We start from the raw sequence: 12,894 nt of genomic DNA on the forward strand, positions 1-12,894 counted from the left end.
AAATTAACGCGGTCTACTCGTCGTCGCCCTGGCCTTTGGTGAGTTCAGCTTGCAGGAAATAGGCGCCGCGGCGGACCAGCTGGGTGGTGTCGGGTAGCTTATCGAGCAGCGTGACTGCCACGGCGCCGTGCTGAGGCTGGCTCGTCCGCAGCCGTAGTCGCCGGAAGGTGCTCCCCGCGCTATCGGTGGCCGTGCGCACGAAGGCGTAGCTCACCTCGCCATCCTGAATAATGGCGTCTTCGGGGAGGGTGCGTTGGCGCCGCCCGCCCGTTTGGATGCGCGCTGACACGTATTGGCCGGGTAGCAGGTCGTCGCGCTCGGGCTCTAGGTGAGCGTGCACGCTCACGGTGCGGTCGTTGTCGTCGAAGGCCTTGCCTACCAGAAAGATACGGGCGGTCATGTTGTCGGGCGAGCTGCTGTTGGGAACGTTGAACAAAATGCGCTGGCCTACCTTCACGCGGGCAATATCCTTCTCGAACACCTTCAGCTCCAGGTGCAAATCGGAGCGGTCTACTACCTCCACCAACACATCCTGCGGCCCCACATATTGGCCGGGGTTGATGTTGACGGCGCGCACAAACCCACCCACCGGCGCCGTAAGCGGCACGGTAGGGGCGATATGGCCGCCATCGAGCCGCGCTACCGACAGGCCCAGCATCCGCACCTGGGCGGCCAGAGCGCGCAGAGCGGCTTGCTCGGTTTGGTAGTCGGCTTGGGCTTGTTGCAGCTTGCGCTTGGCGCCTACGTCCTCGGCATCAAGCACCTGTTGGCGGTCTAGCTCCTGCTGCAAAAAGCGCAGGCGGGCGCGGCTTTGCAGGTAGTTTTGTTGCAGTTGGAGGTAGTCGGGATGGCGCAGCACAGCCACAGTGCCACCGCGTTTGATAAACTGGCCCGGCAGCACGTTTACCGTTTGCACATAACCCCCCATCACCGCTGAAATAGACGCCATGTTCTGAGGTGGCACGTCGATAAGGCCGTTGGCCAGCACATCGGTAGTCATTTCCTGGTGGTCAAACGTGCCGATTTCGATACCTGCGGCCTGCGCTTGGGTAGGGGAGAGGGTCAGTTGATTGGGGGAGGTAGGCTCTTTCGTAGCGTTGGCGGTAGGAGCCTCTTGGGTTTGGGTTTCGGTGGGGGTAGAGTTGCAGGAGGCTGTTACGAACCAGGCGAATAGTATGAGGAGCAAGCGGGTGGACCCCACCCCCCGGCCCCACACTCGCTTGATACGCGACATCCTCCGGGAGAGGGGGAGCCTGACGGTAACAAAGAATTGTTCATCCCTAATGGAACATTCCCTCTCAGCTCCCCCTCTCCCGGAGGGGAGGGGATTGGGGGGTGGGGTCACGGGCGTTGCGTTACACAGCGAGAAAAGCATATATCGAAGTCGTTGAAATCAAAAAAAGAAAACCTATTCCTCCGTGCCCGTGAGGGCCTGAAGCTGGAACAGCAGTTGGTTGTAGCGGCTCACCTGGTCGAGGTAGGCTTGCTGGATTTGCCAGGCGGGCTCCGTGTTTACCACGTAGGTCACGTATTCCACGTCGCCGGCGCGGAAGATTTTTTCGGCCGTGCTTAGTACCAGGCGGGCCTGGGGTAGGGCTACGGTTTCGTAATAAGTGAGGGACGCGCGGGCGCGGGCCAGCTGCTGCCGCAGGGTGCGCAATTGGCTGTTGAGCTGCACGGTGTAATAGTTGAGTTGATTGGTGGCGTACTGCTCGCCCAGCCGGGCCGCCGCAATGCGCGCCTTTTGCACCCCGCCCAGCAACGGCACCGCCACGCCCGCCTGCGCCACCTGGTAGCCACCTACCCGACTGATACTCTGGTTGAAATAGCCCACCCGCAAATCAGGCAGGCGGCGTAGCCTCTCCACCTTGGTTTGCTGTGCGCTGATGGTCACTTCCTGCTGCAGCAGTCCCAGGGTAGGGTTGGCATCGGGCGAAAGCGCGGCCGTATCGGCGGGGCTTATGGTGGCTACCACGCTGGCCATCGTATCCACGTCGACGGGGGCCGGGTAGCCCAGCAGCACGCCCAATTGCTGGCGCTGCACCTGCACATCGGTGAGCAAGGTGAGCAGTTGATTTTGCAGTTCCAGCATCCGGGCCTCGGCGGCTACCTGCTCCAGGCGGTTGGTTTCGCCTATCTGGTAGCGAATGCGCGCGGCGTAGGCAGCGCGGCGGTAGAGGCTATCCTGACGGCGCAGGAGCTGCACGCGGCGGTAGGCAATCAACAGATCGTAGTAGTCGGTGCGGATGACGCGGGTTAGCTCGCGGCGCTGGGTGCGGGCGCGTTGCTCGGCGGCGCCAGTTTGGTTTTCGAGCAGGCGCTTTTGGGCCGCGTAGAGGGTAGGGAAGGCCGTCTGCTGAATAATATTGAAGCTCTGATCAGTGGAAGCATCCGAAATCTGCCCGCGCTGGTAGTCCAGCACCGTGCGCGGCACATCGTAGCCCGAGCGGTTCAGGGCCTTCTGCCGGCGCACGTCCAGCGCCGCCGACTGCACCAACAGGCTCTGTCCCAACCCCGCCTGCAACGCCTGCCCCACCGAGAGTGGCCTAGTAGGCGGTGCGATGGCAGTACTTTGCCCGGCTGTGCTGCCCAATGTATTTTGGGCCGTGGCCGCGTGGGGTAGGAGAAGGCTCGATAGTACGGCCAGTAATAGGAGCAACGGACTCACCCTACCCCCCAACCCCCTCCCCTCCGGGAGAGGGGGAGCTAGTTCCGGCAATTGACGTGAAGAATGGTCGTCAGGCTTCCCCTCTCCCGGAGGGGAGGGGGTTGGGGGGTGGGGTGCACGGTCGGCCGTCGGGCTAGGCTCGCCATCCTTGGTGAAGTAGGTATAGAGCACAGGCAGAACCACCAGCGTGAGCAGCGTAGCCGAAATCAAACCGCCAATGACCACTGTGGCCAACGGTTTCTGCACCTCCGCGCCGGCCGAGGTAGACAAGGCCATCGGTAAGAAGCCCAGCGAGGCCACCGCGGCCGTGAGCAGCACCGGCCGAAAACGCTCGGAGGTGGCCCGTAAGGCCCGTTCGCGCACGTCGCGCACGCCTTCGGCCGCTAGCTCATTTAGGCTGGCTACCAGCACGATGCCATTCAATACAGCCACACCAAACAGCGCAATAAATCCTACCCCCGCCGAGATGCTAAATGGCATGCCCCGTACCCACAGCGCCAGCACGCCGCCAATGGCCGCCAGCGGAATGCCCGTGAAAATAAGGGCTGCCTGCTTCACGGAGCTGAAGGATAGATAAAGTAAGGTGAAAATCAGCAGCAGCGACACCGGCACGGCAATAGTGAGGCGAGCCTTGGCACGCTGCAAATTCTCGAACTCGCCGCCGTACACCACCGAGTAGCCAGTAGGCAGCTTCACACCTTGCGTCAGCTTTTGTTGAATTTCCTCTACCAGGCTCTGAATGTCGCGGTTACGCACGTTCACGCCGATGTTGATGCGGCGCTGAGCGTCGTCGCGGGAGATTTGGGTGGGGGCGTTGCGGTACTGCACCTGGGCCACCTCTTCCAGCGGAATCTTCTGACCGTCGGGTAGGTCCACGTAGAGGCGGCGCAGGTCGGCGAGGCTGGTGCGGCGGGCCGAGTCGAGGCGCACGACCAAGTCGTAGCGGCGTTCTTTCTCGTAGACCTGACCCGCTACATCGCCCGCGAAGGAGGCGCGCAAGAGCGTATTCAGGTCTTCCACGCGCAGGCCGTAGCGGGCCATCTTGGCGCGGTTGTAGGTCACACGCATTTGGGGTAGGCCCACAATCTGCTCCACTTTCAAGTCGCCTACCCCCGCCAGGGGCCGAATGAGGGCAGCAGTCTGGTTGGCCTTTTCGTACAAAACCTCCAGGTCGTCGCCATAAATCTTGATGCTGATATCCGACTTCACGCCCGAAATCAGCTCATTAAAGCGCATCTGAATAGGCTGCTGAAACTCCAGGTTGATGCCCGGAATGCCGGCCAACGCCTTCTGCATCTTGCCCGCCAGCTCCTCCCGCGAGTGAGCCGAAGTCCACTCGTCCTGCGCTTTTAGAATCACCATCTGGTCGGAATCTTCCAGCGACATGGGGTCGGTGGGAATTTCCGACGTGCCGATTTTGCCCACAATCTGCTGGATTTCGGGGAACTTGCGCAGCAAAGTTTGCTGCACTTTGGTGGTTGTTTTGATGCTCTGGTCGAGCGATGAGCCGGGGGCCAGCGTCACGTTCACGGCAAAGTCGCCCTCGTCGAGCTGCGGAATAAACTCGCCGCCCATTTGCAGGAAGATAACCACGGCACCAGCCAGCAACGCCACCGCCGCCCCCACAATGATGGGGCGAATACGCAGCGCCCCCCGAATGATGGGGTCGTAGCCGCGGTGCAGGGTCCGCATGATGCGGTCGGCCAGCGTGCCTTCTTCCTTAATGTCTTTGCGCAACGCCCACGCGGCCACGGCCGGCACGTAGGTGAGGCACAGAATCATGGCCCCGATGATGGCGAAGCTCACTGTAAGCGCCATCGGGCGGAACATCTTGCCCTCTACCCCAGTCAGCGACAGGATAGGGAAATACACAATCAGGATAATAAGCTGCCCGAACAACGCCGAGCGCATGAGGCGGGTAGCGGCCGATTGCGCCACTTGGTCCATCGTCTCGTTTGCGGCCCGCTTACGCTCGTGCACGAGGTGGAAAATCATAGCTTCCACAATAATCACGGCCCCGTCCACAATCAGCCCGAAGTCCAGTGCGCCCAGGCTCATCAGGTTGGCCGACACGCCAAACACCTTCATCATGGCCAGCGCAAACAGCATGCACAAGGGAATCATGGCGGCTACCACCAAGCCAGCGCGCAGGTTTCCCAGCAGCACCAGCAACACGATAATGACGATGACGCCGCCTTCCAGCAGGTTTTTGCTGACCGTATGAATGGCCTTGTCGATGAGCTTGGTGCGGTCAAGGAAGGGGAGCACGCGCACGCCGGGGGGGAGGGCCTTCTCGATCTGCGCCACCCGCTCTTTCACGTTTTTGATGGTGGCTTCGGAGCTGGCGCCCTTCAGCATCAACACAATGCCGCCCACGGCCTCGCCCTGGCCGTTGCGCGTCATGGCGCCGTAGCGCACGGCGTGGCCAAATTGCACGGTAGTTACGTCGCCCACCAGCAGGGGCACGCTGCCTACCTGCTTCACTACAATCTGCCGGATATCGTCCAACGATTCTACCCTACCCTCGCCCCGGATGAAGTAAGCGTTGGGGCCGCGCTCTAGGTAGCTGCCGCCGGTGTTGCTGTTGCCGGTTTGCAGGGCCTGTATCAGTTCGGGCAGGCTCACGCCGGCCGAGGCCAGGCGCTCGGGATTCACACTCACCTCGTATTGGCGCACGTAGCCGCCAAAGCTGCTGACGTCTACCACGCCCGGCGTGCCGGCGAGCTGGCGCTTCACAATCCAGTCCTGCATATCGCGCAGGGCCGAGAGAGAATAGTGGTCCTTGTACTTGGGGTCAACTTGCAGAGAATACTGGAAAATCTCGCCCAGGCCGGTGGTGATGGGTGCCATGGTAGGCGTGCCCAGCCCTGCGCCTAGGTCGGCCTGGGCTGTGGTGAGCTTCTCGGCCACCAGCTGGCGCGTGAGGTAGGTATCCACGTCTTCTTCAAACACTACCGTAATCACCGACAGCCCAAAGCGCGAGATGGAGCGGATTTCGCGCACGTTGGGAATGGTGCGCAACTGCAACTCCAGCGGAATCGTGAGCAGCTGCTCCACCTCCTGCGCTGCCAGCGCCGGCGATTGGGTGATAACCTGTACTTGGTTGTTGGTGACGTCGGGGATGGCATCCAGCGGCAAGGTAGTGGCCGCATAGCCGCCCCAGGCCACCAAGGCGAGGAGCATCAGGGCTACAAGTAGCTTGTTCCGGATGCTCAGGGCAATGATGTTGGAGAGCATGAGCAGGTATGCAAAGCAGTGCTTCGCCAAGATATACGTACTACCCCGGCGCGCTTACCGCATACGGCAGGCGCGGCCACAAGTAGCCAGGTTGGTTTGGTGAAAGAAAGGGGGTAGGGGATGTACGGGCGGCTTGCAGCCGCCCGTAGGGTAGGGCTTGGACTATCGGTCCGTCAGAAACTGCCTAATAGCCAGTATCTACTTATTTGCGTCGGCAGTGTGCCGAACAGAAAAACGGCACCTAACGGCCCTGCGGGCGGCTGCAAGCCGCCCCTACCTAATTTACGCCCGGGGTGGCTGCAACAGTGCCCGGCTGAAGCTGAACGTGTAGGATGTGCCCTGGCTGACGCGGTGGGCCGGGGCGGGCCAATGCATACGCAAAGGTACTACCACTGGCCGGGCGGGTAGCACGTAGGCCGCCATCACACAGTCGTGGTGGCTGTGCAGGGGTAGCTTCTGGTGTTCGATGTTGTGCTGGGCCGAGTGCGCGCGCAGGTAATGCGTGGTGTTGGGGCTGTAGTGCAGCACCAAAAACTCGCTCAACGACAAGCCGCCGCCCGCCGTAGTGCGGTGGTATTGGTAGTGGTCCAGCAGCTCGGGCAGCTTGGTCAACTCCGACAAATCATTCTGCGGAATCAGGCTGCCCATGAGCATCAGCAACGCCAGAAAGAAAGCCAGCACGGGTTTCATGCGGGCAAAGGTACGGTACAAAGTGTGTTTCCGCAGAAAGTGAGTTTGTCCGATGTGCGTGAGAGTAGGGGCTGCTGATAAGTAGGCTAGGAAGCTGGGTACTAAATTGAGTGGGCGCTGCCAACTTCAGTGCAACTTTTGCGTACGCGAAATCTACCCTATAGCTAATTGCTCTTGGGAAACTGCTACTATGCCGAAATTCCTCTTGCTGAGCAGTGCATTGCTGCTTTTGTTGCTGTGCAGGCCGCAATCGGCTACTGCGTATTCAGTACTCACACACCAGGCCAACGTCGATTCGGCTTGGCGGCGGTGCTTGGTGCCCTTGCTGGCCAAGCGCTACCCCGGCGCTACCCCCGAGGAGTGGAAATCGGCCAAGGCCTACGCCTATGGCGGGTCCATTATTCAGGATATGGGCTACTACCCGTTCGGCTCTGAGCTGTTTACCAACCTGGCGCACTACGTCCGTAGCGGCGACTTCGTGCAAAACATGCTCAACGAAGCCCACGACCGAAACGAGTACGCTTTTGCTCTGGGTGCGCTGGCCCATTACGTGGCCGATATCAAAGGTCACTCCGAAGGCACCAACCGCGCCATGCCCTCGGTCTATCCTAAGTTGGCGGCCGAGTTTGGCAACTACATCACTTACGAGCAGGCGCCCATTCAACACACACAGCTGGAGTTTGCCTTCGATGTGGTGCAGCTGGCTGCCGGCCGCTACCGCTCCGATAAATACCACGATTTTATTGGTTTTCAGGTAGATAAAGACCTGCTGGAACGGGCTTTTCAGAAAACTTACGGTCTGGATCTGGGCCAGATTGTGTTCAACGTGGATCTGAGCGTGAGTGCCTACCGCTTCTCCGTGATGCAGCTGATTCCGACGGCTTCGCGGGCGGCCTGGCACGCCGAGCGTAAGAATATCAAGAAGCTGGACAAGCGCGCCCGTCGTCGCGACTACGTGTACCACGTGAGTGAGCGTAAATACCGGCGCGAGTTTGGCACCGCCGATTTCGATAAACCGGGTTTTGGGGCTAAAATCTTGTCGAAGGTCATTCAGGTGCTACCCAAGATTGGCCCGCTACGGCCGTTTGCCTTCAAGCTGCCTACCCCCGAAGCCCAGAAGTTTTTCAAGGAAAGCTTTCAGGAAGTGATGGAGGATTACTGCAAGGTGCTGGCCCGCACGAAAACCCTGGCCGCCGGAGAAGCCCCTGAACTCCCCAACTACGACTTCGATACCGGCCATGCCACCAAGCTAGGCGAGTACCCGCTGGCCGACGAAACCTACGGCGAGCTAATCCGCAAGCTGCACGACAAGAAGTTTGAAGGCATGACCCCCGAATTGCGCCAAAGCATCCTGGCATTCTTCTCCAACACCCCACCCCAAAAGCCTGCCGACGACGACGAAAAGGAGAAAATCGAAAAGACCAAAGCTGCTTTGGCTGATTTGCGGACGATGAAGTAGAAGGTATGGCGGTATAGAGGGTAGGAAAGTATGGAAATAGAGAGGTAGTGTCCTCCTGAGCGCAGCGAAGGACCTTCTTACGCTAGAACGATGGTCATAACAACGACTCGTTCTAGCGTGAGAAGGTCCTTCGCTGCGCTCAGGAGGACATACTTTTACTTTTCTACCCTTCCTTACTGCTCCTGTACCAAGCCGCTACTCAAACGGCGAAGAGCAGTTTCGGCTTGTTTGGCGTCGTAGCGGATGTCGAGGAGGCGTACTTCGGCGGCGAGCTGGGTGTTTTGGGCCACGCGGAGGTCCAGGGGGGTGAGCAGGCCTAAACGGTAGCGCTCCAGGGCAATGGCCACGTTTTGACGGGCTAGCTTAATGTTGTCTTCCTCTAATTGCAATAGCTGCAAGCGATTTTGGTAGCGCACGTAGGCCTGCTCCAGTTCGGCATCCAACTGAAGTTGCGTCTGGTTTAGTTGAAGCTTGGTTTGCAGTTCCGTCACGCGAGCGTTCTGCTCCAAGCGTGTACGGTTGAAACCGTCAAAAATCGGGATGGAGGCCTGCACGCCGTAACTCGGCCCATACACACGGCTGACGTTGGAGCCCAGAAAGCTACCGTCGGGGGTGTTGATGAAGATGGCGTTGTTGATGTTGCGCGTGAGGCCATAGCTACCCGTGAGGGCCAGGGTAGGGTAGCGGCTGGCCCGAATCAGGCGGCGGTCATACGTGGCTACGTCGGTGTTCAGTTGGGCTTGTTGCAAGCGCGGGTTGCGCTGGCGCACGGCCTGGGCAATGGCATCGTGGTTGAGGCCGCGGGCTACCACAATAGAGTCCGTGGGTTGAAAATCAACGTTGGGCGCCCGGCTGAGTAGGTTGTTCAGATTAATCTTAGACGTAGCCAGCAATTCCTGTTGCTGAATGAGCAGGGAGCGGTCGGCGTTGAAATCTACCTGCGCCGTGAGCAGGTTTACCTTGGCCGTGAGGCCCACATCTACCTGCGCCTGAGTCAGATCAATACGCGCCTGCCCGATATTCAATGCCTCTTCCAACGACTTAATCTTGCCCGATTCGCGCACCACGGCGTAGTAAGCGTCGGTGATGTCGGCAATGGTTTGCTCCACCGTGTTGCGCGTCACTTCGCGCTGAAACTGCTCTAGTGTGCGCAGGCGGTCCAGGGCAATGAACATCCCAAGGCCATCAAAAATCGTCCAGTTCAGGTTGGCGTTGGCGGCCAGCGCATTGGCTTTGCCGCCGCGTACCACGCGCGGGTCATTGTTGTTGAGTTGCTGGCGGGAGTTGTTGATGTTGAACGTACGCAGGGCGTTGCCGCTTACCACCGGCAACTGGCCCGCATTGCCGCGTGTTACGTTGTTGCTAGCAATTTCCTCGTCGCGCCGCGATATCAAGATGCCGTAGTTGCTTTGCAAGCCCATGCGTAGGGCTTCTTCCAGGGAAAGCGGCGGGGCGGGTACTACGGTAGCTGGTTTTTCGGTCTGCGGTTTGGCTTCCGGTTTGGGCAGTTGCTGCGCCACCGCTGCGCCAGTCAACAGGAAACAGGAGGTAAGGGAAAAGCAGAAACGGGTAACAGAAAACATGCGGGGCAGACTAGGCAAAAGGGAGGGAAAGAAGATCAGCAGCACGTCATTCCAAGTATTCTGAAAATCAAGCAGAATAGTCGAAATGACGTTTTTTAAACTCTTATCATGCAATACCAAATCTACGCCGGTTGCAACTCGCGCTGCTCCGTGGGAAGTGGCTGTTCTTCCGAAGTGTCGGCTCCTGAAACGGGCTTGTGCTTTTTCGCCGTGGCAAAGTAGGAGTACATCACCGGCACCACATACAGCGTGAGAATGGTAGCAAACAGCAAACCGCCTACTACCCCAATGCCCATGGCCCGACGGCTGAACGCGCCCGCGCCCGTAGCCACGGCAATGGGTAGGATACCCAGCACCGCGCAAAGCGATGTCATCAGAATAGGGCGGAAGCGGGCCGTAGCACCTTCAATCAGGCCCGTCATGTAGTCGAGGCCGTGCTCCACGCGCTGGTTGGCAAACTCCACAATCAGGATACCGTTTTTCGTGACCAGTCCTACCAGCATGATAATACCGATCTGCGAGAACAGGTTGAGCGTTTGGTTGAAATACCACAAGCTCAGCAACGCGCCCGCCAACGCCAGCGGCACCGTAATCATAATAATGCCAGGGTCGCGGAAGCTTTCAAACTGCGCAGCCAGAATCAGGTAAATCAATACCAGCGCCAGTCCGAAGGCAAACAACAAGGACGAGGAGCTTTCCTCGAAATCGCGGGAAGCACCCGACAGGGCCGTGCTGAAGGAGTCGTCCAGCGTTTTGTCGGCAATGCGGCGCATGGCGGCAATGCCGTCGCCCAGGGTTTGGTTGGGGCTGAGGGCCGCCGATATCGTGGCGGCGTTGTAGCGGTTGAAACGGTAGAGCTGGGGCGGCGTGCTCTGCTCTTCCAGCCGAATCACGTTGTCGAGCTGGATGAGCTTGCCCTCGCGGTTTTTCACGTAGAGCGTGCGCACGTCCAGCGGCTGGTTGCGGTCTTCACGGGTCACCTGCCCAATAATCTGGTACTGCTTGCTGTCTTTGATGAAGTAGCCGTAGCGCGCTCCGCTAAGACCGGCCTGCAACGTCTGCGAAATATCCTGCACCGACACGCCCAGGCTCTGCGCCTTCTCGCGGTCGATAATTACGCGCAGTTCCGGCTTGCTGAACTTCAAATCCACATCTACGAAGCTGAAGGTAGGGTCCTGCCGGGCGGCTTCCAGAAACTTCGGAACAGCCCCGCGCAGTTTCTCAAAATCCTGAGTTTGCAGCACAAACCGCACCGGCAGGCCGCCGCCGCTGTTGCCGATACTTTGGTCCTGCGACACGGAGGTGCGGCCCAGCGTCAACTGCTTTACGCTGTTCGTCAGTTTATCCGCTAGCTGCTGCTGGGTCGCGGTCCGGTTCTCGGCGTTGATCAGCTGAATACGAGCGATGCCCGTGTTCACGACGCCCGCGCCGCCGCCACCGCCGGGGGCAGTCACCGTCAGTACGTTATCCAGGTTTTCGGCACCCACCGAGTCCACAATGATTCTGGTGAGCTGATCCATGTACGTGGTCATGTACTCAAACGACGCCCCTTCTGGCCCGGTGGCATTGATGCTGATGCGGTTGCGGTCTTCAAGCGGCGCCAACTCGGAGGGTAGGGCACCCATGAAAAACCAGATGCCTACCCCTGTGCCTGCCACAATCAGCCAAGCCCAGTAGCGGTTGCGCAAAAAGGCCTCCAGGCTGTGGCGGTAGCCGGTGGTCAGGCGCTCAAAGAAAGGCTCCGTTTTGCGATAAAACCAGTTGTGACTTTCCTGCCGCTTCAAAATCTGCGAGCACATCATGGGCGTGAGCGTCAGCGACACAAAGGCCGATATCAGCACCGAGCCTGCCAGCACAATCCCAAACTCACGAAACAAGCGACCCGTGATGCCTTCCAGGAAAATAACGGGTAGGAACACCGCCGCCAGCACCACTGTGGTCGAAACCACGGCCATCAGAATCTCCTCTGAGCCCTTAATGGCAGCCTCCCGCGGCTCGTCGCCGGCCTCAATGCGGGAGTAGATATTCTCCAATACCACAATGGCATCGTCTACTACTAAGCTAATAGCCAGTACGATAGCCAGTAGGGTGAGGACGTTAATAGAGAAATTCAGCAGGTACATGACGAAGAAAATGCCTACCAGCGACACCGGAATAGCTACTACCGGAATGATGGTAGAGCGCCAGTCGCGCAGGAACAGGAAAATCACCACGACCACCAGCACAAAGGCCTCAATAATGGTGTGCTCTACCTCACCAATAGAAGCCCGGATAAAGACTGAGTTGTCGAAGCCAGTGCTCAGATTCAAGTCTTCGGGTAGGTCTTTTTTGTACTGCTCGATGCGCTTATTGAACTCGTTGGCAATTTCAATCTGGTTGGAGCCCGGCTGTGGCACAGCGTTGATGCCCACCATCGGGAAGCCGTTGCGTGCCAGCGACGACTGGTCGTTTTCGGGGTACAGCTCGGCCGTGCCCACATCTGAAAGCCGCACCAACGCAGCCGGGTCGTTGCGCAGAATCAGGTTATTAAAATCTTTTACGGAGTAGAGGCGACCCATCGTGCGGAGCGTCAATTGGGTGGCTTCGCCCTGCACGGCACCACCAGGTAGCTCCACGTTCTCGCGGCGCAAAGCGGCCTGCACATCTACCGGCGAAACGCCCAGCGCAGCCATCTTCACGGGGTCCAGCCACAGGCGCATAGAATATTTCCGCTCGCCCCACACCCGCACCTCACTCACGCCAGGAATAGTTTGCAGACGTTCGCGTAGCACGTTGTTAGCATAGTCGGTCAGCTCCAATAGGCTCCGCTTGTTGCTGCTGAGGTACACCAGCACAATGGGTTGCGAGTCGGCGTTGGCCTTGCTCACGGTGGGCGGGTCTACGTCGTCGGGTAGGCGCCGCTGGGCCGCCGATACCTTGTCGCGCACGTCGTTGGCGGCGGCTTCCAGGTTGGCGTCCAGGTCAAACTCCACGCTGATTTGCGAGCGGCCGTCGCGGGAGGTAGACGTTAGGTTGCGGATACCTGCAATACCGTTGATGCCCTCCTCCAGCGGTTCCGTAATCTGTGACTGAATCACGTCGGCCGACGCGCCGGTGTAAGTGGTCGATACCGAGATAAACGGCGGATCGACGCTCGGGTATTCCCGAATGCTGAGGTAGCGAAACCCGATGACGCCGAAAATCACGATGAGCAAGCTCATCACAATGGCTAAAACCGGGCGGTTGATGCTGGTGGAAGAAAGACTCATGGGTGGAGG

The 12,894-nt window shown here is 59.2% G+C and carries 6 protein-coding genes; 1 reads left to right on the forward strand and 5 read right to left on the reverse strand.

Annotated elements, in window-relative coordinates:
* Nucleotides 1–13 precede the first annotated feature (13 nt).
* The 3 genes from F1C16_RS02215 to F1C16_RS02225 form a co-directional block, all read right to left on the reverse strand.
* The gene (locus F1C16_RS02215) at nt 14–1,186 is read right to left on the reverse strand and encodes an efflux RND transporter periplasmic adaptor subunit (RefSeq protein ID WP_185282756.1); all 1,173 of its coding nucleotides are present in this window, start codon (nt 1,184–1,186) and stop codon (nt 14–16) included.
* A gap of 222 nt (nt 1,187–1,408) precedes the next feature.
* Nucleotides 1,409–5,905, reverse strand: a complete 4,497-nt coding sequence (locus F1C16_RS02220) for a CusA/CzcA family heavy metal efflux RND transporter (RefSeq protein ID WP_185282757.1) — start codon at nt 5,903–5,905, stop codon at nt 1,409–1,411.
* 282 nt (nt 5,906–6,187) lie between these two features.
* The gene (locus F1C16_RS02225) at nt 6,188–6,595 is read right to left on the reverse strand and encodes a hypothetical protein (protein WP_185282758.1); all 408 of its coding nucleotides are present in this window, start codon (nt 6,593–6,595) and stop codon (nt 6,188–6,190) included.
* A 190-nt stretch (nt 6,596–6,785) separates the two neighbouring features.
* On the opposite strand from F1C16_RS02225, the gene F1C16_RS02230 reads away from it, so the two are divergent.
* Nucleotides 6,786–8,054, forward strand: coding sequence for a zinc dependent phospholipase C family protein (locus tag F1C16_RS02230; protein WP_185282759.1), 1,269 nt, complete (start codon nt 6,786–6,788; stop codon nt 8,052–8,054).
* Nucleotides 8,055–8,227: 173 nt separating this feature from the next.
* Here F1C16_RS02230 and F1C16_RS02235 read toward each other — a convergent pair whose 3' ends face one another.
* Together F1C16_RS02235 and F1C16_RS02240 are read right to left on the reverse strand one after the other, a co-directional pair.
* Nucleotides 8,228–9,637 carry a TolC family protein gene (locus F1C16_RS02235; protein ID WP_185282760.1) on the reverse strand — a complete coding sequence of 470 codons (1,410 nt, stop codon included), beginning with the start codon at nt 9,635–9,637 and terminating at the stop codon, nt 8,228–8,230.
* Between the two features lie 122 nt (nt 9,638–9,759).
* A complete protein-coding gene (locus F1C16_RS02240; RefSeq protein ID WP_185282761.1) occupies nt 9,760–12,885 on the reverse strand; it encodes an efflux RND transporter permease subunit in 3,126 nt (1,041 codons plus the stop codon).
* Nucleotides 12,886–12,894 lie beyond the last annotated feature (9 nt).

It is taken from the genome of Hymenobacter sp. NBH84 (assembly GCF_014217645.1).
Taxonomy (GTDB): domain Bacteria; phylum Bacteroidota; class Bacteroidia; order Cytophagales; family Hymenobacteraceae; genus Hymenobacter; species Hymenobacter profundi.